This window comes from Chryseobacterium sp. GP-SGM7 (assembly GCF_049166575.1).
Classification (GTDB): Bacteria; Bacteroidota; Bacteroidia; order Flavobacteriales; family Weeksellaceae; genus Chryseobacterium.
This window is the reverse complement of the sequence record NZ_JBMHFF010000002.1, coordinates 131,478-155,725: the sequence shown is the minus strand read 5'-3', so window position 1 is coordinate 155,725 and position 24,248 is coordinate 131,478. Positions and strand designations below refer to the sequence as shown.

Genomic DNA, 24,248 nt, shown 5'->3' with positions numbered 1-24,248 from the left:
TTTTATCCTATCTATTTCACTTTTAAATGGATTATTTTTTAATCATAAAAGCACGGTATAATCTAGAATTTATGTTGTAGATTTGTGACTTATTGGTTATACTGATAACATTATTATATTTTAAATGTAAATTTATTTATACTTAAAATTTTAATATACAGAAATGATAATTAAATTAATTTTAAGATACTACAATTAGAAAAAGTGTTGATGGAGCTTTTTGCTTTTTACAATGTTGAAAATTTATTTTTGCCCGATCCGCCGCAGATACATAAACTCGACCCCACAAAATCAGGGTTAAGAAACTGGGACGACAGAAAGTACAGAATTAAACTTTCAAAAATTGCACATGTTTTTCGTTTAATGAAGGAAGAAAACGGAGTTTTACCAGCCATCATCGGTTTATGTGAAATTTCTGGAAAAAAGGTTCTCGAAGAGCTTGTACAGCTTGATCCTTTCAGCTCACAGTACGGAATTGTACATTATAATTCTTTGGATGAGCGAAAAGTAGACGTTGCTCTTTTATATGACAAATCGAAAGTTGAAATCATAGATTCTGAACCAATTACTTTCTTTTTTGAAATTGTAGATAACGACCCCGACAATTATGACACCACAAGGGATGTTCTTTTTGCAAAGCTAAAATGTAAAGGAGAACTAATGAATGTTTTTGTTGCTCATCTTCCCTCGAAAAGAGAAAAAGACATTAATCAGCCCAAACGAAAATTTATCATGAATGAAATTCGCAACAGAATTTTAAACATTATAAAAGAAAAAGAACACGTCATTTTGTGCGGTGATTTTAATCAAAACCCGGATGATGAAAATATAATTAACATTCTTTACGACGATTCAGAGAAAGAGAAAAGGATCATGCACAATCCTTTTCAAAGGCTGTTTTCATCTAAAAAATATTCTGCTTTTCATTATAAATCCGGATTACTGTTTGACCAGATTTTGCTGTCTGATTCTTTTTTTGAGATTGGAGCATCATTATCTTTTCAGGAAGCTAAAATTTTTAGTCCTGAAAGCATAAGTACCAAAAACCGGGGCTTTGAAGGAAGACCTTTCAGAACGTATGCAGGAACAAGGTATCTTGGTGGTTTTAGTGATCATTTTCCGGTTTACATGACTTTTAAAGAAAATAATTGAGTATAAAGTAATAGATATCAAGATGAAAAACACAAACAATACAATTTACGAATTAGACCCTCTAGACAAAGAAATTATCTATATGCTAATGGATAATTCTAAGAGTTCATTGGCATATATCTCTAAACAAGTAGGGATTTCCACAACAGCAGTTCATCAGCGAATCAAAAAACTGGAACAGGCAGGCGTTATTGAAAATTCTATTTCTTTTCTAAATCCAAGAAAAATAGGTTATAAAGTGGTTTCATATATCGGAATGTTTCTGGATCAACCCAGTCATTACACCGATGTGGTAAAATCTTTAAAAGAAGTAAATGAAGTTGTAGAAGCGCACTACACGACAGGAAATTATACAATTTTCATAAAAGTATTATGCAAAGACAATGATCATTTAATGCAGATCTTAAGCAAACTTCAAAAACTGAAAGGTGTAACAAGAACTGAAACTTTCATATCTTTGGAACAAGGTATTTCCCGACAACTGAAAGTTTAACTATCATGAACATCGCACAATATTTAGATTCGACCTATTTAAAAACTCCGCAACAATCTGGTCTTTCCGATGAAGAGACCTTACAGAAAGTAAAAGATCTGGCTCAGGAAGCGACAGATCATCAAATTTTTGCAGTGATGATTCGTCCTGATTATGTTCCTGATATTAAAACTTTTTTAAATGAAAAGAATTCTGATGTTGTTTTAGGAACAGTGATTGGCTTTCATGAAGGAACTAATTCTGTTGATGAAAAACTGTCTGAAGCTTTACAAGCTATTAATAACGGAGCAGATGAACTGGATTTTGTTATCAATTACCAATCTTATCTTAAAGGAGATTTAAGCGTAATAAAAGATGAGTTTCTAAAATGTACCGAATTATGTGTTCAGCATCATAAAGTAGTAAAATGGATTATCGAAATTGCTGCTTTGACAGATGAGCAGATTGCAGACATTACAAAAAATATTTCAACTTGGGCAGAAAAGAATTTCCAGGAAAAAGATTTAAAAAATATTTTTGTAAAATCTTCAACAGGTTTTTTTGTAACAGAAGCTGGAAAACCAAACGGAGCTACCTTCGAAGGTATCAAAATAATGCTCAATAACGCCGGAAAACTTCCCGTGAAAGCTGCGGGTGGAGTAAGAACTCCCGAAGATGCCGAAAAGATGATTGAATTGGGGGTAAAAAGAATTGGGACTTCTTCAGCTATTGCACTTATAAAAAATGAATCTTCCTCTCAGGATTACTGAATAAATTAGATTGATAAAATAAACCCATCAAAGTTTGATGGGTTATTTTATACTTGCTGAGCTTGATATTCTGCGTAAAAATCTTGTGTTTCCAGGATTACAGCATCCATTTCTTCCAAACTGTATACTTCTAAAAACTTTCTTCTGAAATCTTTGAAATGCGGAATTCCACGGAAGTAATTGCTGTAATGTTGTCTCATTTCAATTAATCCTAACTTTTCACCTTTCCATTCTGCACTCCATTCAGCGTGTTGACGAACAGCCAGTAAACGGTCTGAAATTGTTGGAGCAGCCAAATTCTCACCAGTCTTAAAAAAGTGCTTAATTTCATTAAAAATCCATGGATAACCAATTGCAGCACGACCAATCATAATTCCGTCACATGCATATTTCTGCTTGTATTCTAAAGCTTTTTCGGGTGAATCGATATCTCCATTTCCAAAAATAGGAATTTCGATATTAGGATTTTGTTTAATCCTTGAAATATGTTCCCAGTCAGCCTCGCCTTTATACATTTGTCCACGCGTTCTCGCATGAATGGTTAAAGCCTTAATTCCTGTTTCTTGTAAACGTTCAGCAACTTCATCGATGTTAATTGAATTACTGTCCCATCCTAAACGCGTTTTTACCGTTACAGGAAGGCTCGTAGAACTGACAACAGCTTTCGTTAAACGCACCATCATATCGACATCTTTCAAAACTCCTGCACCTGCACCTTTACAAACTACTTTTTTAACAGGACACCCGAAATTAATATCTACTAAATCAGGATTCACAGTTTCTACAATCCTTGCAGACATAGCCATTGCCTCTTCATCACCACCAAAAATCTGGATTCCGACAGGTCTTTCATAATCGAAAATATCCAGTTTTTTTCTACTTTTTATCGCGTCACGTATTAATCCTTCAGAAGAAATAAATTCTGAATACATCAAATCCGCTCCATGCAATTTACACAAACGTCTATATGGAGGGTCACTCACATCTTCCATCGGAGCCAACAAAAGCGGAAATTCCGGCAGTTCTATATTGCCAATTTTTATCATACTGCAAATTTACGAATTTTCAAACTTTAAACAATTCAATAATATCTATTACTCTGATTTTTATAATAAAGTAAGTTATAATAATTATAGATTACTTTAGGAGATATTTCCAGCTATTCGCTACTACTCCTCACTCCCTTACTTCCAGCATCAATTCCACCAGCTTACCATTTCGTGCTGCGGGGTAACCTATACTCTGAAGTTTCAAGAAACATTTCTTCAGCTACTTATGATAGTAAAATGTTATTTACAATAAGTGTGCATTAAAGTCACTACTATTCTAAAAACATTAACTACTAGATTCATTACTTTTTCAAGATTTTTGCTGTTAATTCTAGTCAGCTTTAATATAAAGTTTATACTATAAATGAATCTGAATTTTGAGCTTGGATAAGAAATTTCCGATGTTGACTATCAATATAATTTACAGCAGAGAATTTAGAATTTTCATGTTGAGCTCTGAAGTTTTAATTTTGGTAATGGTGTTTCAGTTTTGAACTATAAATATTGAACTAAGAATATTAAAACTTACATTTTGGATGTTGTTTTCTTTTTGCATTTGTCTTTTGCCTTTTGCATTTGAATTTGCCCTTTGCCTTTTTAAATTGTTAATTTGAATTCTTTTTGCATATCCTTTAGTTTATATCCAAAAAAGTCTGATACAAAGATGTATAAGACTGTATGAAACTTTATGAGACTGTATGAGACTTAAAACAAAAAACTCCTCTAATCTTTCGATTGAGGAGTTGAATAAAAACTGGCGGCGACCTACTCTCCCGCTTTCGCAGTACCATCGGCGCTGGTGGGCTTAACTTCTGTGTTCGGAATGGGAACAGGTGAGCCCCACCGCTAAAACCACCCTAAAGGCTGTATATTAAGAGGTTAGATTTTAGTCGTCAGAGGTTAGTGAATGACTAACTTCTAATCTCTAGTTTCTAACTTCTGATTTTAATCGATAAAAACATTCACAAAGAGAGAACCTTTAATTGCGCAATAAAGCATCAGCCAATCAGGCTATAAATCTACGGGTAATTAGTACTACTCGGCTATGCTGTTACCAACTTTACACCTGTAGCCTATCAACGTCGTCATCTCCAACGACCCTTAAAAGATGTCTCATCTTGAGGCGAGTTTCGCACTTATATGCTTTCAGTGCTTATCTCTTCCAAACGTAGCTACTCAGCGGTGCTCCTGGCGGAACAACTGATACACCAGAGGTTTGTTCAAATCGGTCCTCTCGTACTAGATTCAAGCCCTCTCAAACATCTAACGCCCGCAATAGATAGAGACCGAACTGTCTCACGACGTTCTGAACCCAGCTCGCGTGCCACTTTAATGGGCGAACAGCCCAACCCTTGGGACCTTCTCCAGCCCCAGGATGTGACGAGCCGACATCGAGGTGCCGAACCTCCCCGTCGATGTGAGCTCTTGGGGGAGACTAGCCTGTTATCCCCGGAGTACCTTTTATCCTATGAGCGATGGCCCTTCCATACGGAACCACCGGATCACTATGTCCTGCTTTCGCACCTGATCGACTTGTAGGTCTCACAGTCAAGCACCCTTATGCCATTACACTCTACGCACGGTTACCAAGCGTGCTGAGGGTACCTTTGAAAGCCTCCGTTACTCTTTTGGAGGCGACCACCCCAGTCAAACTACCCACCACGCAGTGTCCTTCCTTTCAGAAGTTAGGCTCCAAGTAAGTAAAGGGTGGTATTTCAACGTTGACTCCACAAACACTAGCGTGCCTGCTTCATAGTCTCCCACCTATCCTACACATTACTTACTCAAAGTCAATACGAAGTTATAGTAAAGGTTCACAGGGTCTTTTCGTCCCATTGCGGGTACTCGGCATCTTCACCGAGACTACAATTTCACAGAGCTCATGGTTGAGACAGTGCCCAGATCGTTACACCATTCGTGCAGGTCGGAACTTACCCGACAAGGAATTTCGCTACCTTAGGACCGTTATAGTTACGGCCGCCGTTTACTGGGGCTTCAGTCAAACGCTTCGCATTGCTGCTAACGCCCTTCCTTAACCTTCCAGCACCGGGCAGGTGTCAGACCCTATACAGCATCTTTCGATTTAGCAGAGTCCTGTGTTTTTGATAAACAGTCGCCTGGGCCTCTTTACTGCGGCCACCATTGCTGATGGCGTCTCTTCTTCCGAAGTTACGAGACTATTTTGCCTAGTTCCTTAACCATGATTCACTCTAGCACCTTAGGATTCTCTCCTCGACTACCTGTGTCGGTTTTGGTACGGGTTGCTTCACTTCGGCTTTTCTTGGAAGCACTTTCCTTACAGCAACTTCGCCCGAAGGCTAGGTCTTGACTATTCCGTCAGTCTCCAGTAAGTACGGCACTCCGTCCCCTTTTTAGTGTGAGCAAGTATGGGAATATTAACCCATTGTCCATCCACTACCCCTTTCGGGTTCGCGTTAGGTCCCGACTAACCCTCAGCTGATTAGCATGGCTGAGGAAACCTTAGTCTTTCGGTGAGCGGGTTTCTCGCCCGCTTTATCGTTACTTATGCCTACATTTTCTTTTCTATACGCTCCACCAAGACTCACGACTCAGCTTCTGTGCCTATAGAATGCTCCCCTACCAGATACAGTCCTATGACTGTAAATCCATAGCTTCGGTAATATGTTTATGCCCGATTATTATCCATGCCGGACCGCTCGACTAGTGAGCTGTTACGCACTCTTTAAATGAATGGCTGCTTCCAAGCCAACATCCTAGCTGTCAATGCAGTCCAACCGCGTTGCTTCAACTTAACATATATTTGGGGACCTTAGCTGTTGGTCTGGGTTCTTTCCCTCTCGGACACGGACCTTAGCACCCGCGCCCTCACTGCCGTGGAACATTTATTAGCATTCGGAGTTTGTCAGGAATTGGTAGGATTTGACTCCCCCGCATCCAATCAGTAGCTCTACCTCTAATAAACTTATACACGACGCTGCACCTAAATGCATTTCGGGGAGTACGAGCTATCTCCCAGTTTGATTGGCCTTTCACCCCTACCCACAGGTCATCCGAAGACTTTTCAACGTCAACCGGTTCGGTCCTCCACTTTGTGTTACCAAAGCTTCAACCTGCCCATGGGTAGATCACAAGGTTTCGCGTCTAATACTACTAACTAAGCGCCCTATTCAGACTCGCTTTCGCTCCGGCTCCGTACCTGAAGTACTTAACCTCGCTAGTAACATTAACTCGTAGGCTCATTATGCAAAAGGCACGCCGTCACCCAACTTGTGGGCTTCGACCGCTTGTAGGCGTACGGTTTCAGGTTCTATTTCACCCTTCTATTCGAAGTGCTTTTCACCTTTCCTTCACAGTACTTGTTCACTATCGGTCTTTCAGGAGTATTTAGCCTTGGAGGATGGTCCCCCCATATTCAAACAGGATTTCACGTGTCCCGCCCTACTCATTTATCACTCTAATATGCCTTTCATATACGGGGCTATCACCCTCTACGGCTGTTCTTTCCAGAACATTCTATTAAACATATAAAAGCTTTTGGGCTAATCCGCGTTCGCTCGCCACTACTTACGGAATCTCTTCGATTTCTTTTCCTCAGGGTACTTAGATGTTTCAGTTCTCCTGGTTTGCTTCCCGCATTAAGCGGGATGACTGGTCTTCAACCAGACGGGTTGCCCCATTCGGACATCTCGGGATCAATTCGTGTGTGCCAATCCCCCGAGCTTTTCGCAGCTTACCACGTCCTTCGTCGCCTCTGAAAGCCTAGGCATCCGCCATACGCCCTTAACGATTTCTTTCCTAATTGTTACATTAGTTCAGTATTTTTTTCCTAGCATTGCTGCTAAAATATTTTTGTAAACTCAAACGCTTTATTGCGCTCGGTTTTCTCTTTGTGATATCTTTACCGTTAATGTCAATGATCTTTTTGCTACTTCTGATCTATTCCGCAAAATATTGTTTTTGGCTCTATCTGCTTTTTTAAGAATAAACCATCGGTGATGGTGGAGAATAAGGGAGTCGAACCCTTGACCTCCTGCGTGCAAGGCAGGCGCTCTAGCCAGCTGAGCTAATTCCCCCTCTAGGTGCTTCCAGCTTATCGCTTCTTGCTATTGACTAATTGCCAGCAGCTAAAAGCTATTCGCCATCCGCTTCAATTAGTAGTCTCGGGCAGGCTCGAACTGCCGACCTCTACATTATCAGTGTAGCGCTCTAACCAGCTGAGCTACGAGACTCTTTGTTGTTTCGAGTTTCGAGTTTTGTGTTTCGAGTTTTAACGATTCACAAAATCTTCTCCCGTCTCTTCTGTTCCCTGATACTAATTTCTAGTGGGTTTGTATTTTATTATATATGACAACCAAATAAAAAACTAAAGCTAAAAAACTTTAAATAAGTACTTTTTGTACTTGCGTACTGTTTTGTTTAACGTCTTTAGACGCTCTAAAATGAGATGTTCCAGCCGCACCTTCCGGTACGGCTACCTTGTTACGACTTAGCCCTAGTTACTTGTTTTACCCTAGGCAGCTCCTGTTACGGTCACCGACTTCAGGTACCCCAAACTTCCATGGCTTGACGGGCGGTGTGTACAAGGCCCGGGAACGTATTCACCGCGCCATGGCTGATGCGCGATTACTAGCGATTCCAGCTTCATAGAGTCGAGTTGCAGACTCCAATCCGAACTGAGACCGGCTTTCGAGATTCGCATCTTATCACTAAGTAGCTGCCCTCTGTACCGGCCATTGTATTACGTGTGTGGCCCAAGGCGTAAGGGCCGTGATGATTTGACGTCATCCCCACCTTCCTCTCTACTTGCGTAGGCAGTCTCACTAGAGTCCCCAACTGAATGATGGCAACTAGTGACAGGGGTTGCGCTCGTTGCAGGACTTAACCTAACACCTCACGGCACGAGCTGACGACAACCATGCAGCACCTTGAAAATTGTCCGAAGAAAAGTCTATTTCTAAACCTGTCAATTCCCATTTAAGCCTTGGTAAGGTTCCTCGCGTATCATCGAATTAAACCACATAATCCACCGCTTGTGCGGGCCCCCGTCAATTCCTTTGAGTTTCATTCTTGCGAACGTACTCCCCAGGTGGCTAACTTATCACTTTCGCTTAGTCTCTGAACCCGAAAGCCCAAAAACGAGTTAGCATCGTTTACGGCGTGGACTACCAGGGTATCTAATCCTGTTCGCTCCCCACGCTTTCGTCCATCAGCGTCAGTTAAAACATAGTGACCTGCCTTCGCAATTGGTGTTCTAAGTAATATCTATGCATTTCACCGCTACACTACTTATTCCAGCCACTTCTACTTTACTCAAGACCTGCAGTATCAATGGCAGTTTCATAGTTAAGCTATGAGATTTCACCACTGACTTACAGATCCGCCTACGGACCCTTTAAACCCAATAAATCCGGATAACGCTTGCACCCTCCGTATTACCGCGGCTGCTGGCACGGAGTTAGCCGGTGCTTATTCATACTGTACCTTCAGCTACTCTCACGAAAGTAGGTTTATCCCAGTATAAAAGAAGTTTACAATCCATAGAACCGTCGTCCTTCACGCGGGATGGCTGGATCAGGCTCTCACCCATTGTCCAATATTCCTCACTGCTGCCTCCCGTAGGAGTCTGGTCCGTGTCTCAGTACCAGTGTGGGGGATCACCCTCTCAGGCCCCCTAAAGATCACTGACTTGGTAGGCCGTTACCCTACCAACTATCTAATCTTGCGCGTGCCCATCTCTATCCACCGGAGTTTTCAATACCAACTGATGCCAGTCAATATATTATGGGGTATTAATCTTCCTTTCGAAAGGCTATCCCCCTGATAAAGGCAGGTTGCACACGTGTTCCGCACCCGTACGCCGCTCTCTCTCTCCCGAAGAAGAAATACCGCTCGGCTTGCATGTGTTAGGCCTCCCGCTAGCGTTCATCCTGAGCCAGGATCAAACTCTCCATTGTATGTTTGTCTGACTCACTCAAAGTTTATTTAATACGCTTTAGTTTTTCCTTATTTTGGTTGTTATATTGTATTTCAATGATCTCTTATCTTCCGCTTCCTACTTCGCTACTTTCTGTCGTTTCGCTTATCGTATTTGCGTGTGCAAAAGTAAAACTTTATTTCTAATTGACAAAATGTTTTTAAAGAAAATTTAAAGTTTTTTGATGACCTTAATTCCTTTTATTTACATCTCCTCAATTCTACTCCTGCGCTCCCCGTATTGGGACTGCAAAGATACAAATATTTTTAACCCCCGCAACTCTTATCTCTAAAAATTTTAAAAGTTTTTTTTAATTCATATCCTATTAAATAATGCATCACCTTTCGATCACACATCCCCTAATAAAAGTATTTCTTAATGTTCCCCGCTTATCTAAAAGCTCCTCTGCGCTACTGAAGCTCTCTCGTTTTTCAGTGCGGCAAAAGTAGAAAATTTTTCCTTTACCAACCTAATTTATTTAACATAATGTTGTTATTTAATTCATATTAAAGCTTAACTCACTGGTTTGGTGCAAAGAAAATTTTGACTGTTGGGTGTTACGGTTGCATCAAACGGGTTGATATTTGATGTGCGGTGAGCAATAAAGGGGTGGATATAACGAAGAGAAGTACTGTTCGTGGGGATTTGAAGGAGATTTGGCGATCAACAAAACGAGAACCGGCAAACTTTTATCAAAGATGACATAAGTGCCGCTCCTAAGGAGCTCTGGTTGTTTTGAAATATCTTTCTACAAAGGTTTAGCTCCTACGGAGTCGTAGATAAAACTGCTTTAATGATTCTGTTAAGATACAGCTCGTGGAAGTTTTGAGCAATATCCGGAAACGTATTATTATAATTAATTTTTCCTTACATTAAATTTAAGTAGGAGCTGTAGATAAAACTACTTTGATGATTCTGTTAAGATACAGCTCAGTGGAAGTTTTGAGCAATATCCGGAAACGTATTATTATAATTAATTTTTCCTTACATTAAATTTAAGTAGGAGCTGTAGATAAAACTACTTTGATGATTCTGTTAAGATTAAGCTCGTGGGAGTTTTGAGCAATATCCGGAAACGTATTATTATAATTAATTTTCCGCTCATATTAAATTTAAGTAGGAGCTGTAGATCAAACTAATTTGTTGATTCTGATAAGATTAAGCTCAGTAGAAGTTTTGAGCAATATCCGGGAACGTAATATTATAATTAATTTTTCCTTACATTAAATTTAAGTAAAAGCTTGGAGCTAATTTGTTGTTAAGCTACATCTTGATTCAGGAATAATGAATGGGAGTTATAAATATAAACATACAAGAGCATAAGATCTCTCGTAAACCTAAATCCATAGCTCCGATCGAAACGGCATCCTTTTGTGATGAGCAACAAAGAGCAAAAGATAAAGGAGAGAGCGGGTGGAAGCTCATGAAAAAAAATTAAATAAACGTAAAGAACTTTAAATTTTGTGAGCAGGTAATTTTCGAGATTACAATATTTTTCTGCTTGTAATAAGTATCTCAATAAAAAAATTAGAAAAAACGTTTGATGAGTATTCTATATATATAGTAACCAATAAGACATCCAATAGTATCGGCAACAATGTCGAGAGTTTCCATGGATCTGCCGAGCTTCATTTCTTCCTGAAAAATTTCTGTGAGAAATGCGTAAATAAGAATGATCTGAAAAAAATAAGAAAATCTGATTTTGGGAAAGGCAGCAATAAAGCAAAAACCCAATGCCGCAAAAATGCTCAGGTGCAGAACTTTGTCGATTCCGTTGAACATAAAGAAATATTCGTGGTTTTCGACTCCGGGACGCAGGAGCATATAAGTAAGAAATGCCCAATAAATGGGCAGTATCTTTATAAATATGTTTGAAATTTTATCCAATGACAGCTTGGTATTCTTCTGCCGAAAGCAATTCTGAATGATCTGCATCTTCTGCGATTTCCAATTTGATGATCCATCCGTTTCCATAAGGGTCTGTGTTTAGTAATTCCGGCTGATCTTCTAAGGCAGCATTAAATTCCGTAACTTTTCCTGAAATTGGCAAGAATAAATCTGAAACTGTTTTCACTGCTTCAACACTTCCGAAAACGTCTCCACCATTGATATCATCATCTACAGTATCTACATCTACATAAACGATATCTCCCAGCTCTCCCTGCGCAAAGTCTGTGATACCAATTGTAGCAATATTACCTTCGATTTTCACCCATTCGTGGTCTTTGGTGTATTTTAATTCTGATGGTGTATTCATTTTTCTTTTCTTTTTTTAATGTTAGCAAATTTATTCAAAATAGAGATATACTCAAAGAAAAACTTTCAACAAGTTTTATAATTCAATTTATTATATTACATAGATTTGATACAAAAATCTCTTAATTCAATAAAAAACAAAAGACACACAATACTGTGCATCTTTCGTTCTGATTTAAATTAATTATTATTACCTACCGAAGATAGTAATTAAAATCTTATCCTCCAATAGCTGTGAAATAAAAAATCCCTTTCTTTTTCGAAAGGGATTTTATCAATTTATTCTAAAGGCCTCCGGAATCACCAAAAGTAAATGTTGCAGATAAACCTGCTCGGATGGTTGATAACGGGAATGCCGTTGAGATTTTGTATTTCGAAGTCATCTGTTCGTAGAATAATCTTAAATTCAGATTTTCTGAAACATTATAATCGGCAGAAAGTTTAATATTCATTAATCTTTGTCCACCTGTTACCTGAGAATCATTTAGCAGAATATTCATAATACTTGTTCGGCTGTCTCGAAGAGAAATATCTCCACGGATGTTCAGATCTGATCCTTTCGCTCTTGCTCCTCTCTGATTATTGGTGCCTAATCTGAAGTTTCTTACGATATACCCCAATCTCACAACATATTCTGTATTGGAATCTTCGGTAAGAGAATGATTAACCAAACCAAGAATCATTGTACGCATTTTATTATACTGAATACCAAACTGCATATTATTTCTCATCGTAACATCAACGCCGATCAATGGTGAGAATGATTCTGTATAACTTACCTGAGAGAATGTGTAAGGATTGATATAATTATTATTTACGTCTCGCTGAGAATTTTCAACATCATTTTGAATATTAAAATAATCAATATTCGACTGAACTCCGGTTGCCGTATACGTTGCACTATAACTGTGTAAAATATCAAACTTGGAGAACTGGCCATTAATTATCGGGACATTTCTTAAACCTGAATAAATAATTCTCCAGTTCGGAATCGGGAAGCCTGCTTTTTTGGCATTACCCATTGTTTCAGGATTTTTCCCTTCCATCGCAGCCCGGAATGCAGGAATTAAAACATACGCATTTGAGATACTATGACCATCTGTATATCCGTCTGCATTTAAAGCACCTCCTAATTGTTGAGAAATTACTTTAGCATTTGCCCGGATTGCATCAAAAATAGCCGGACTTTCTTTAAAGGAAGAATTAAGCAAAACCACCGTGTTCGAATAAGAAACCATATCACTCGCAAATGTAAGATTCGGGTTTGCAAATCCTGTCTGCTGATCGACATAATTAAATCCTGTATGTGAAAAATTCCTGTTGTACGTCTGTAAAATATTAAAACTAAAATTAAAATCGTTCATTGGCGAAACCTGTAAATCTGATCTGAGTTCCCGTGTTGACATCTTTATATAAGGATCAATCATGAAAGGCGAATCGCTTACCCAACCTCGCTCCATTACCAATCTTCTGATATCTGCCTGCGAACCGAAAAGGAAACCTAAAGAAGGACCTCCCAAAGTCTGTCCGTAACCATAACCATTTGGTGCAGAAAGCAGACCCGGAAGTACAGTTCCGTTGTTTTCTGTATAGGTTACATTCAGCTGCTTCATAGAAGTCAGTACAAATGCTGCACTTTGCAAAATAGAAAGTTTGTTTTTAAACTTATACTTCTTGAATGCATATCTGTTTTTCTCCCAAGCCTGAGTATAAGCATTATTTAATGAATCCTGCTCCTGCTTACGTTTCTGAAGCGTAGTCGACATCTTCTTGAAATAGCTGAACTGACCAAAGAATTTCGGAAGATCTGCACTTGCATTTGCCGAAATAATATTGGTATTCTGCCCGATTGAACCTAAACTTCCTTCCGGACTTCTAAGAAGCGCAGTAGATCTTGCATTCCAGTTGTAAGTAAATCCGTAACCCAATTCTGCATCAATGAAATCTAAATAAGGAAGATACTGGAACGGTAATTTGTAATTCAGCTGAACTCTGTGATTATACAAAACGGGTCTTCCTGCTCTGAAAATATTTCCAAAAATTGAAGAATTATCCATTGTATTGACATCAACCTGGTCATTTAAAGTTCTCGTTGCTGAATTTATTTCAAGTTTTAAAGATTTAGTAAAATTAAATCCTAAACCATATTGCCACCCGAAATAGAAGTTTCTGTTTTTCAAAGCAGCAAAGTCATCATTAAGATTTCCGCTGAGAATTGCATCGATATTTCTAAATTCAAGCTCGTTATAATTTCTGTCAAGCTCAGTTCTGAAAGACAATCTTGTCGGGATAGGATTAATATTAAACTCTTTTATCCATCTCAGATATTTTGTGGATTTAGCCGTATCGCTAATCATTTTATTGAATGGCTTTACAACCCAGGGTTTGAAAGTATAATTGTAATCTAAATAACCTCTGAAATACTGTCTGTAGTTTTTCTTGGTATAAATATCACGGTAATGATCATCATTATAAACGGCTGTTAATGAAAGGTTTTCTACATCGTAAAATTTAGGTTTACTGTTTGGTTTCACCCTTTCCTTATGCATATTTACAACACCAATACTTCTTTGCTGAGTATACGTTCTTGCAACTTTTTTAAGTTCTTCTTTGTTTGCCGCTTTGCTAAATTCTACATCGGTATCTAAAGGATTATACTTCGGATCTTCAATGGTCTGAGAATAAGAATAGTTCACCGGAATTTTCATCCCTGTTTTTTCCGGTAAGAATTTATCAACGTTTATTGCGGTATTGATACTGAACGCAGATTGAGTCGCCTGACTTCTTTCTGCCGGTTTGGAATCTATATTTCCAAAACCAACTGATGAATAAGAAGCACTTGTATTAACTGTTGCAAAATCTCCTAAGTTGAAATTTAAACTTGCATTTCCTGCATAACCGCCATCATTTTCAATCTCTGAGAGACGAACTTCATTTACCCATAAAACTCGACCTCTATTAATTCTCGTATTATTATTTCTCACCCCAATCATAATAGTTGTGATATTTCCTAATGATGGTCTACCTTTTATATAAATTCTTTTATTAACATCCCCCCAGTTTGAGATCCATGTTCTCTTGACAATAGAGCTGGTATTTTTATCTCTCTGTATTTTGGCATCCACAAAATCCTGAATGTTGAAATCCACTTCATTTTCTAATGGCCAAATTTCAGAAGGTGTTGTTGAAGTGATTGAGGTATATTTTAATGATGATTCATATTCATAATAGTTATCTGTAGCATCACTACCGAAACGAATGAAAAATTTAACATCTTGATCTAATACATTTGATGATGTATTATCCAAATTTTGTCCATGAACAAAAAGTCTCAGTTTTTTATATCTTCTCATATCAAGCTGAGTATTTTTGAAAACTCCTCTTGCTTCATCTCCCATATTTTTCACTTTCATGTATAGTGAAGATTCGTTTTGTCTCTGTGCACCTGCATTTCCACTAAGAACCTGTCTGTCGATTCCCGGAGGAAGTACATACGGTGGCTGGTTTAATGCATTTTCTTCAATATTTACACTTCCAACTTCGAAATTATCTATGTTTACTAAATCGGTACCTTCATCAAGTGCTGGATCTGGTATTATAGGATTAGGCGTAGCAGGAATCTGAAATTTTGCAATATTTTTGCTGTATCTTCTCCAGTCAGATCTTACAAGATCCATCGTACCAAATCTCAAAGTTGATGGCTGATCAAAACCTGTTAAAACCAATCTCGCAAATCTTACATTATTGAGAATAGCCGCATCTTTTTCTCCTCCTAAATTCGGTTTTCCTGAATTATAATTGGAAACAGGAATTCTGAATAAATACCATTTCACCTCATCAGTCTGACCGTTTTGGAAGGTTGCCGTTACTGTTTTTTGATCAACAATATAATTATTTGTTCCAGTAACTAAACTTGCAGCATCTAAGTCGACAATATATTCGTTATAACTTTCACTTTGATCTAAATTATAATCTTTATTAATATCTTCCGCATCCGGAGTTTGTGTAGCAACTTCCAAAGAATTACTCTGCGAGTTTCCTTCCGGGCCTCTGAAGTATTTATATCTCTGTACGATAGATGCAGCCTGGTTTCCGGTAAATTTATCAGACATATAAAATACAAAATCATCAATAGCCGGATCTAAAAGGTTGGTTACCGGGTTTACAAATGTAGTTCCGAATCTCGCTGATTCCTGATCAGAGCTTAAACCGTCATACCCTAAATCCTGTGCTGTTCTGTCTGCACCTTCTGTTGAGAAAGCATATAAAATTGGTGGCTGTTTTGGCTGAATTCCCCAGTTTGATGTTGTTGTAGTTGATGGAGAACCTCCTGTTGGTAAACCATTTTCGTACTGCATCAATCCATCTTTAAGAACATCTTCTGAAACGTTTCCTAAATGTAAAAGTAGTTTCGGGTTTGCCCCTAAAGTATTTCCGTCTGCATAAGGATCCATCATCCAAAATTCTACATATTCTATATTTGAATTTACAAAGTTAGAAACACTTATCGGCCTCATAATTCCGGCCCATCTCTGTTGAGTGGTTTCAGTTGCAGGATTGGCATTGTAAGGACCTTTTTCCTGAGGAAAATAAGAAATATCAAAAGTATTGGTAAACGTTTGTTCTCCCGCAACAAAATCTCTGTTATTGAAAATCTCTGAGAATTGTACACGTCTTGACGCGTGATTGGAGACTGAGGCAGCAGTAATTCCCTGTGGTGGTCTTCCTCCTACTCCCCAAAATCTTGGGTCAATATTATACCAAGATAATAAACCTCTGCCAAATCCGTTCGTCAAATTATCATTAGCACCCGCTCCGGCAAAAATCGGATTATTTTGATTTTTCTCAGGTTTAGAAGCCAAACTCCATGCTGTAGGTTCTTTTAATGATATTTTTGCTGTGGTCTGCTCAAAATCATCGATGTAGGATTGATCATTTGTTCCTTTATTAATCCCGGGAATTAAATAAGCTCCCTCCATTTTAAAATTCAAATTAGACGGGGCTTCTGTATTAATTCCCGGAATTTTATCTGTTAATCTTGTCAGGAAAGGAAGTTGATTGTTGTACATCATATTGATTCCCGCCATCGTGTTGTTTACAGCTTCCTGACCGTAATTGACCTTTTGAGTTAACGGAGATTCAGAATAATTAACAACTGTACCACCGAAAATAAAGTTTTCACTTACTCTTCTTTCTAAATTTAACCCTAAAAACCTCTTTCTCTGGGTATTAAAAGTCAATTGATTTTCTAAAGAAATATTTATTGCCTGACCCGACTGCTTTACTGTTTCATTAATAATCGTAACCGTTCCGAGCATATAATCAACAGTGTAATCAATCCCTTCTGTAAGCTGTACTCCATTTGCGGAAACTTTTACCGAGCCTTGAGGAACGTTTACTGCACCCAAAGAAATTCCCTGTCCTTGAGCTCCTTTGTAGCGGCCTTCCATCGTATATCGTTGGGAAAGGTTACTTTGGCTTGCGACCTGTTTCTGTTGGGTATACAAATCTGAGAATACATACTGAGGATCGTTTCCTACCAAGCCTGCCATATAACTTCCGAAAGGCTGCACTTTGGTAAACATAATTCTTCCCTGGTCTTTTTTTATTGTAATACCTTCCACAAAATCGAAAACACCATCACCTAAAACTCCATTATTGCTTTGTAAATCACCGTTTACATTTAGCCTATCCCAATTGAAAAGTTTTAATAGATTGGTATCCTGAACAGGAGTATTGGGTAAATAATTTACTTTACCACCTGTTTTTGCGTCACGATAGTATACATTTAAAATAAATCCGTCACGATCAACCTGCGCTGCATCTAAAGAATAGAAATTCTTCATCATTAGATTCCACATCGGAGACTGAACGTTTACTTTGTTATTTGGTCTTAAAAGTTTTGTAACTAAAACCGGGCTTTCTTCAGAGAACTCTCCTACTTTATAAACCTGATTGGTTCCGTTGACCGTATATGAATATGAAACCGCTAAAAGCTGGTTGTCATTTAATTTTTGATTTAGAGAGATATAACCTAACTGCGGATGAAAGGTATACTCATTCGCATCCATTCTTCTCGCTTTTGTGGTCAGTACAAACTGTTCTCCGTTGTCATAAGGTTGTGTACTTCCCGGAAAAGTTTGTCCCTGGAAATTCGGAAGATAGTTTTTTCCCTGTTCTCTCGGAGTTCCAATTGCTGAATTCACCTGTTGATACAATCCGTTTTGAGAATTATCGGGTAAACCAGAAACCCCTTCACCTAAATCTCTGATTCCTATTAAACTTTTCTGATAAGCTAAATTTGAATTTCCCTGATCTAAAACCCAAACTTCCATTCTCGAAATACTGATTCTTGAATTAATCTGAGGATAATTTAGCAAAGCAGTATCGTAATTATTTAAAAAATATTGTCCGATAAAATAATGCTGGTTTTCTTCGTAGTCTAAAGCATTGACTTTAAAGCTACTCATCGTTCCACCACCTTGTACGACAATATTCCGGGCTTCACCCTGTTGTTGTGAAAGCACAACCGTTCCGAAAGTTTTACCTAACTGAAATTCAGTTTTTACCCCGAATAAAGATTCCGAACCACGAATTAAACTCGTAGAGAGTGGCATATTGACGTTACCGAATTCAACCCTTTTGATGATTTTATCTTCACCTCCTGCACTGGGTTTATTAACATCGTTCAAACCTTTTGTCTGAAGATCTTTCCATGTTCCTTTTGACTGCCAAACCAAATTCATTCTGTTCTCAAATGCAAAACCACTTTGCGTATCGTAGTTGGCTTTCAGCTGTAAGTTTTCACCCACTTTTCCAATTAAACCTAACTGAATTCTTTGATCAATATCAAAAGTAAAACTGGTTCTGTTTTGTGGCAAAATCAAAGGATTATCAATTTTCTGATAAAGCCCTGCAAAATCAAATGAAGCATATCCCGAAGGAATGATTTCAATTTTGTTGCTTCCAAAAATAGATTCAAAAAGTCTGTTATTAATCGTTAATGAAGGAATTAAACCTCTTTTTGCGGCGTCTGTTTTATCTTTTCTGAACATCAAATTATAGCGTTCAGATTTATCTCTATAAAAAGCTTTAGACTGCTCTGCAAGCATAAACTCTTTATAATCTTCGGGTGACATGGCAACACCTGGTCCGGTAATTGTATTACCAATTTTAGGATATACATAATACATCCCCGTTTTGATATCGTAATACGCTTCGTAATAGGTAGGGTCGGTAACTTCGTAATTTTTCTTTATAGAAAAACCTTGTTGATTTTCTTGCTGTCCGAAAGTGTTTACCGAACAGAACAAAAACAACAAGAATATATAGATGCTGAGAAACTTATTATTTTTCACCAAATGTTAAATATTTTTTAAGATTTGTTTTACTAATTCTTCTACAGAAATATCTGGATTTTGCTTCAAAAAACGGTCAGCAATTTTCTCACTAGACCTTTTCGGAATCCCCAAAACTTCTAATGCAGATAACGATTCTTCCTTAATTTTATTATTTACTGCCAAAGAAATATTTTCTTCCGGATTGCTGAATTTTTGCACTTTATCTTTTAAATCAACGATGATTCTTTCAGCAGTTTTTGCTCCGATTCCCTTTGCTTTCTGAATGATAAGGCTGCTTCCTGAAAGTATTGCCGCAGCAATTTCATCAATGCCTAAAGTAGACAATAAAATAAGAGCAGAGACAGCACCTACACCGTTAACGCTTATTAAGAGATTAAACATTTCTTTTTCCAAACGAGTGTTAAACCCAAAAAGCAGATGCGCATCTTCACGGATGATCTGCTGAATGAAAAGAAACGTTTCTTTATTTAAAGTAAGTTTTTGAGAAGTCATGAGGCTGATCCCGGTGTAATACCCTACTCCGTTTACGTTGATCACTGCGTAAGTCGGGGTAAGCTCCTGAACGATGCCCTGTAAAGAAAATATCATTATTAATTTTTATAACTTCCAAATATAGTAATTTAAAATAAGTAATAAATTCATTTAACACAAGAATGGTATTTAACTTTTTTTGTAATTGGAAAGACAATGATTTAGCGTAAAAAACAAAAAACTCCAAAAAATTGGAGTAATCTGTTTAATCGGCTATTATTGGATATTTTTAGTTTATTGCTTTGTAAGCACAATATCTTTAGGGAAATTAATTGGCCAGTCACCATGCTGTGCTACATAAGCATTGTGAATACAGTTTCCTTTATAATAACTAGGATCAAAAATTAGCTTTAATGTCATTTGACTAGAAGTAATAGCTGTAATATGTATTGTTGCAGTTTTTCTCCACATATCTTTCGGAAAGAAAAGTATAGTATCTTTTTCCGGGATATCTAAACTGGGGAATATTCCCAAAAATTCTGCACCTTGATTTCCAAAATTACTGATGTGGTCTATTTCAATTACTCAATTTTCATTAATAATTTTTCTTTTTTCTCCAAATGAGTTAACGCTATCAATAGATATGTTTGCATGTTCTAATATCATCTTTGATGTAGTGTAAAAATATCCGTATTCGGGTAAAAGACCACTATTAGATAATACAACTTTTTTATTATTACCTTTTTTATGGAATATTTTTACACTAGCAGCATCTCCGGAAACAAATGAAATACCTGCAACCCCATTAGAATCAATAATTTCTTTAGGAAATTTCATAAGGTTTTCATCAATTTTCTCAAAAGAATCAATTATATTTTGATAATTATTAAGAGTATCAATTTTTTTAATTTTAATCCTTTTATTGTGTACAATACGGAAAATTCTTGTTCTTTTTGGAGCATTTGTTTCAATAAGCGTATCATAATATGATAAGATAACTTTTGTTCTTTTTTTCTTTGGTACAAGTTTTACATTGACCTCATTATCATAAACATATAGTTTTTTAGTAGTAAATTGTATATATTCATTAGCACAAGAATTTAATAGCAAAATCACTAACAATAAAATTATATTTCTCATATCTAATTTAAGTTTCTACTGCTTTATCAGCACAATATTATTCTTTGGCAGCGGCTCCGGATATTGACTTGGTGGATAGCTGTAATAATAACAATCGGTATCTATAATCTGACGATCTTGATCAAAATCTAAATTTAATTGTGTTTTGGCTGTATTGGCAAAAGATATTTTAATGCTTCCACCTATACCACATAGATCATTATCTGTATAAGACATTATATATTTATTAGTAGTTTCTTGAAAATTTATTCCTCTAATTTTGGCTTCGTTATTTTGTAAATTTAAATTATTGAACAATATATTTCCATTATTATCTAATGTTTTAAATTTTCCAGCCAAATAATCTCTATTATACTCTAGTGCATCACTATATATATTGGTCATTTTTGTAAAAGAAATGACGAGTGTTTTGTTATTCCAAGTACCTTTCCATGTTCCTTCATATTCGGGAAGTTCGTTATGAGTATCTTTAAAATAGTAACATTCTTTATTCTGAATATTATAAGTTCTGAAGGGTACTGTGATTGTTGTTTGACAATTTGACTGAGGAAAAGATTTACAAGAAATCATCATTAATAGAATAAATAGTATACTTTTCATAATAAATATTTTTTAGTTAATTCGGACATGGTACTTTGTTCATGGTTTTTGTAACAGGATCATAATCCAGCTTTTCGCTCGAAGTAGGGGTAACTTTATAGACTTCCAATCCATCTATATTTACCTTTTCTTTCAGAAACTTGGTAAATACTTTTTCTATTTTATCTTGGGAGACGGTTGATATTTCTACATCACGATATAAATCTCGATAATCATTTCTTAATTTATTTATATCAAAAGACAAATCGTTAGGATGAATGCTTCCGGTATAGCTTAAATTATAACTTCCTTGCGAAGTTACCGTAAGATAATAGGCATTGGAATAATTTCCATAATAGTTATAAGACTGCCTTACCATTTTAAACAAAAATACCATAATATCATCTGGTGAAGGAACACGTATAGTGTAAGAATTATTGCTACAACCATTATCATTGTGGGTATGCCCAAAACCGGTAATTCCTGCTACGTTAGGTATCGGTGCCGTATTCCCACAGGATGGACCAACCGTACTATTAAAAGACTTTATGGTAGAGCCATTTACCACAGAAGCCTTTTCATAGAATCCTACTTCGTGATCTTTATTAAAATTTTCTGTCGTATTCAAGGCATTAAACTGGTTTTTAAAACGGTCATCTGTAAAATTTGCTTTTATTTTTTCACAAGGATCTTCCTCCTCTTCTTCCTCTTCACCACTGCCTCCTCCACCTCCGGGATAAGGATAACCGACTTCATCACCGGTACCGCCTTCACAAATTCCAAATTCATTGACAACACCTACACATTCGTCTTTGATTGATTTACATTTCACCACAGATACACTTTCCCAATGCCCCGGTCCGGTCTCTGGTGTAGGGAATTGTTCATTATCAGGAAACCACATCGATATCCATTGTCTGGTACACGCCATCCCATCTGTCTGAGCAATTGATCCATCGGGCGTTCCTGATTTTTTGTGCTTTGTAAAAATAAGACCTTGAAAAAATTAAGATCACTTTCTTCGTAGATGTACTAAATAATTACAAAAACCTTCATTTAGGAGGTTCTGGTATTACTGTTTCGTCAATATAATATTATTTGGTATATCTATTGACCAATCTGTAGGGGCTTGTCCTGGTTTAATAAATCTTGCACCTTCTTGGTTTTTTACACCAACAATTTTAATATGAGTTAAATCTATATATAAAATCTCCAATTCTATATTTTTATTTTTATGAGACATCCAAATTCTTAACTCATTAGGATTAGGAGTGTGTATATCTGTCATTCCAACAAAAGAATTTTTTTTATCTGCAAAATTGGTATTACTAAATATAGTATGATCTTCGGTTATTTGACCATTTTTATTGATTTTATGAAATCCTATTATTACATCTGCTATTGTATTGTCATTATTTCCAAGCAGATGTACATTATATTCTTTTTTCATTATCAAAGTTACTCCATTAGTAGCACCTCCCCATTTCCACATTCCTGTAAATTTATCTGATGAAGGATCTAAAATATGTTGAACAATGTTTTGTGCTGAGCAATTGTTGAAAGATATACAACATATAATGCTTAGTAAATAAATTATATTTTTCATATTATATTTTTTAATTACATGGTTGTGGAACAACTTGTCCATTAGTTATTTTTAGTTCAGACCAATCGTTAGAATTATTTGACCCTTTTAATATTTTCAGACCTGAGTTTTGTTCTGATAGAAGCTTTACAAATCCTAATTCATTAGTTGCTCCTAGATTATTTTTTTGAATGTTATACAACCCATAAGTCAAAACACCATATCCATTAGTAAATATTTGATCAATCTCTCCATTCGGTAATAAAAATTGTTGTGAAAAAGCAGCAAAACTTGTAGGATCGTCTATCACCATCATATACTGGGTATTAGACGCCGTTACTACACCCATTACAAAAGTATTTATATCTCTGATGCTGCCGCTTGCATATATTGCGGAGAGTGATGCAATATCTCCAGGTGAGAAAATAGATAATAACCCTGCATAGTGCGAATGGATAAAGCCATCAATCTGTCCTCCAGAATAAGAAATATCAATACCTCCTGCACCAGATTCCCCTTCTTTAGAAATGTTATCGATTTGCCCATTAGATTCTATAAGAATTTCTCCGAATTCTTTTGTAGAATTAATTTTTGTCTTTAAATTTTCAAATAAAGACTTCGTTTTTGTATGCTTTCCTATTTCCTGTATTTTCTGACAAGGTGTTTCTTCTATTTCAGATTCACCACCGCCTCCAAGTCCTGGATAAGGATAACCTCCTTCATCACCGGTACCTCCTTCACAAATTCCAAATTCATTGACAACGCCTACACATTCGTCTTTGATTGATTTACATTTCACCACAGATACACTTTCCCAATGCCCCGATCCGGTCTCTGGTGTAGGGAATTGTTCATTATCAGGAAACCACATCGATATCCATTGTCTGGTACACGCCATCCCATCTGTCTGAGCAATTGATCCATCGGATGTTCCTGCTTTTTTCGTTTTAGCAAAAACCAATCCTTGAAAGAACTTAAGATCGCTCTCTTCATTGGTGTAGTAAAAATAGATGTTTTTTCCGTGTCTTGGTACTTTCAGTACAGAAACTACTTTTTCGTTGTTTACTACAGGTATTGCTACATAGCTTTCATCAAAGCTGTCTACTGTAGTTGCAAAGTTCCAGTAAGGGATGCCGTTTACTTTTTTAATCTCGGCTTCGTTCTCGGCATAGACTTTCATTACATTTTTAATATACTTTTCGTCTTGCTTCCAAAGGCTTTTGTTGACGTATTCCGTAGAAGTAGAATCTGATGATGAAATGATTTCATCGTGAATACAGGAGTAAAGTGACAGTGCTGCCATAAGAATCAGGCAAAGCCTGAGAAATGATTTTTTTTCCATAGTCATTTTGTTTTTAATGAGTTAAATATATAAAAAATTCTATAATCACAATAATGTGATTGTTTTTAGCAAAACTAAAAGATTTTTCTTGTGGGTATCATTAATATTTTAATAT

At 36.8% G+C, this 24,248-nt stretch carries 14 protein-coding genes, 2 tRNA genes and 3 rRNA genes; 3 read left to right on the top strand and 16 right to left on the bottom strand.

Features of this window, described 5'->3' with window-relative positions:
* Window positions 1-210 precede the first annotated feature (210 nt).
* Genes ACOOWA_RS09550 through deoC form a run of 3 tightly spaced genes read left to right on the top strand, consistent with a single transcriptional unit; the run spans window position 211 to window position 2,394 of the window.
* On the top strand, window positions 211-1,152 hold the full coding sequence (locus tag ACOOWA_RS09550; protein ID WP_421374871.1) for an endonuclease: 942 nt from the start codon (window positions 211-213) through the stop codon (window positions 1,150-1,152).
* A gap of 22 nt (window positions 1,153-1,174) precedes the next feature.
* Window positions 1,175-1,645, top strand: a complete 471-nt coding sequence (locus ACOOWA_RS09545) for an Lrp/AsnC ligand binding domain-containing protein (RefSeq protein WP_421374870.1) — start codon at window positions 1,175-1,177, stop codon at window positions 1,643-1,645.
* A gap of 2 nt (window positions 1,646-1,647) precedes the next feature.
* Entirely contained in the window at window positions 1,648-2,394 is a 747-nt protein-coding gene (gene deoC, locus ACOOWA_RS09540; protein ID WP_421375581.1) for a deoxyribose-phosphate aldolase, read from the top strand.
* 47 nt (window positions 2,395-2,441) lie between these two features.
* On the opposite strand, the gene dusB is transcribed toward deoC, so the two are convergent.
* The 16 genes from dusB to ACOOWA_RS09460 form a co-directional block, all read right to left on the bottom strand.
* Complete coding sequence (gene dusB / locus ACOOWA_RS09535) at window positions 2,442-3,440, bottom strand: tRNA dihydrouridine synthase DusB (RefSeq protein WP_421374869.1); 999 nt, start codon at window positions 3,438-3,440, stop codon at window positions 2,442-2,444.
* Between the two features lie 755 nt (window positions 3,441-4,195).
* Window positions 4,196-4,303: ribosomal RNA gene (rrf, locus tag ACOOWA_RS09530) — 5S ribosomal RNA — on the bottom strand.
* A gap of 149 nt (window positions 4,304-4,452) precedes the next feature.
* Window positions 4,453-7,219, bottom strand: a 23S ribosomal RNA gene (locus ACOOWA_RS09525).
* A gap of 202 nt (window positions 7,220-7,421) precedes the next feature.
* Window positions 7,422-7,498: transfer RNA gene (locus ACOOWA_RS09520), tRNA-Ala, on the bottom strand.
* An 82-nt stretch (window positions 7,499-7,580) separates the two neighbouring features.
* Window positions 7,581-7,654: transfer RNA gene (locus ACOOWA_RS09515), tRNA-Ile, on the bottom strand.
* Between the two features lie 208 nt (window positions 7,655-7,862).
* Window positions 7,863-9,379, bottom strand: a 16S ribosomal RNA gene (locus ACOOWA_RS09510).
* The 16S, 23S and 5S rRNA genes sit together here with 2 tRNA genes alongside, the layout of an rRNA operon.
* Window positions 9,380-10,926: 1,547 nt before the next feature.
* Window positions 10,927-11,334 (bottom strand): VanZ family protein, encoded by a 408-nt coding sequence (locus ACOOWA_RS09505; protein WP_421374868.1) that lies wholly within the window; start codon window positions 11,332-11,334, stop codon window positions 10,927-10,929.
* Window positions 11,279-11,656: a glycine cleavage system protein GcvH gene (gene gcvH / locus ACOOWA_RS09500; RefSeq protein WP_421374867.1), complete on the bottom strand. Its 378-nt coding sequence runs from the start codon at window positions 11,654-11,656 to the stop codon at window positions 11,279-11,281. The genes ACOOWA_RS09505 and gcvH overlap by 56 nt, the downstream gene beginning before the upstream one ends.
* A gap of 283 nt (window positions 11,657-11,939) precedes the next feature.
* Window positions 11,940-19,013, bottom strand: coding sequence for a cell surface protein SprA (gene sprA, locus ACOOWA_RS09495; protein ID WP_421374866.1), 7,074 nt, complete (start codon window positions 19,011-19,013; stop codon window positions 11,940-11,942).
* Window positions 19,014-19,019: 6 nt separating this feature from the next.
* Entirely contained in the window at window positions 19,020-19,604 is a 585-nt protein-coding gene (gene ruvA, locus ACOOWA_RS09490; protein ID WP_421374865.1) for a Holliday junction branch migration protein RuvA, read from the bottom strand.
* Window positions 19,605-19,781: 177 nt separating this feature from the next.
* On the bottom strand, window positions 19,782-20,021 hold the full coding sequence (locus ACOOWA_RS09485; RefSeq protein ID WP_421374864.1) for a hypothetical protein: 240 nt from the start codon (window positions 20,019-20,021) through the stop codon (window positions 19,782-19,784).
* A gap of 51 nt (window positions 20,022-20,072) precedes the next feature.
* The gene (locus ACOOWA_RS09480; protein WP_421374863.1) at window positions 20,073-20,627 is read right to left on the bottom strand and encodes a hypothetical protein; all 555 of its coding nucleotides are present in this window, start codon (window positions 20,625-20,627) and stop codon (window positions 20,073-20,075) included.
* 15 nt (window positions 20,628-20,642) lie between these two features.
* Window positions 20,643-21,227, bottom strand: coding sequence for a DUF6705 family protein (locus tag ACOOWA_RS09475; RefSeq protein ID WP_421374862.1), 585 nt, complete (start codon window positions 21,225-21,227; stop codon window positions 20,643-20,645).
* A gap of 16 nt (window positions 21,228-21,243) precedes the next feature.
* Window positions 21,244-22,137, bottom strand: coding sequence for a hypothetical protein (locus ACOOWA_RS09470; RefSeq protein WP_421374861.1), 894 nt, complete (start codon window positions 22,135-22,137; stop codon window positions 21,244-21,246).
* Between the two features lie 141 nt (window positions 22,138-22,278).
* Window positions 22,279-22,812 carry a DUF6705 family protein gene (locus ACOOWA_RS09465; protein WP_421374860.1) on the bottom strand — a complete coding sequence of 178 codons (534 nt, stop codon included), beginning with the start codon at window positions 22,810-22,812 and terminating at the stop codon, window positions 22,279-22,281.
* Between the two features lie 10 nt (window positions 22,813-22,822).
* Complete coding sequence (locus tag ACOOWA_RS09460) at window positions 22,823-24,133, bottom strand: hypothetical protein (protein WP_421374859.1); 1,311 nt, start codon at window positions 24,131-24,133, stop codon at window positions 22,823-22,825.
* Window positions 24,134-24,248: the final 115 nt, after the last annotated feature.

What these genes read in the sequence shown, in the direction of transcription:
- ACOOWA_RS09505 (WP_421374868.1), bottom strand. Translation starts at nt 11,334, where the DNA reads ATGCAGATCATTCAGAATTGCTTTCGGCAGAAGAATACCAAGCTGTCA.
- gcvH (WP_421374867.1), bottom strand. Translation starts at nt 11,656, where the DNA reads ATGAATACACCATCAGAATTAAAATACACCAAAGACCACGAATGGGTG.
- ACOOWA_RS09460 (WP_421374859.1), bottom strand. Translation starts at nt 24,133, where the DNA reads ATGGAAAAAAAATCATTTCTCAGGCTTTGCCTGATTCTTATGGCAGCA.
- ruvA (WP_421374865.1), bottom strand. Translation starts at nt 19,604, where the DNA reads ATGATATTTTCTTTACAGGGCATCGTTCAGGAGCTTACCCCGACTTAC.
- dusB (WP_421374869.1), bottom strand. Translation starts at nt 3,440, where the DNA reads ATGATAAAAATTGGCAATATAGAACTGCCGGAATTTCCGCTTTTGTTG.
- ACOOWA_RS09465 (WP_421374860.1), bottom strand. Translation starts at nt 22,812, where the DNA reads ATGAAAAATATAATTTATTTACTAAGCATTATATGTTGTATATCTTTC.
- ACOOWA_RS09545 (WP_421374870.1), top strand. Translation starts at nt 1,175, where the DNA reads ATGAAAAACACAAACAATACAATTTACGAATTAGACCCTCTAGACAAA.
- ACOOWA_RS09475 (WP_421374862.1), bottom strand. Translation starts at nt 21,227, where the DNA reads ATGAAAAGTATACTATTTATTCTATTAATGATGATTTCTTGTAAATCT.
- ACOOWA_RS09480 (WP_421374863.1), bottom strand. Translation starts at nt 20,627, where the DNA reads ATGAGAAATATAATTTTATTGTTAGTGATTTTGCTATTAAATTCTTGT.
- ACOOWA_RS09470 (WP_421374861.1), bottom strand. Translation starts at nt 22,137, where the DNA reads ATGGCGTGTACCAGACAATGGATATCGATGTGGTTTCCTGATAATGAA.
- ACOOWA_RS09550 (WP_421374871.1), top strand. Translation starts at nt 211, where the DNA reads ATGGAGCTTTTTGCTTTTTACAATGTTGAAAATTTATTTTTGCCCGAT.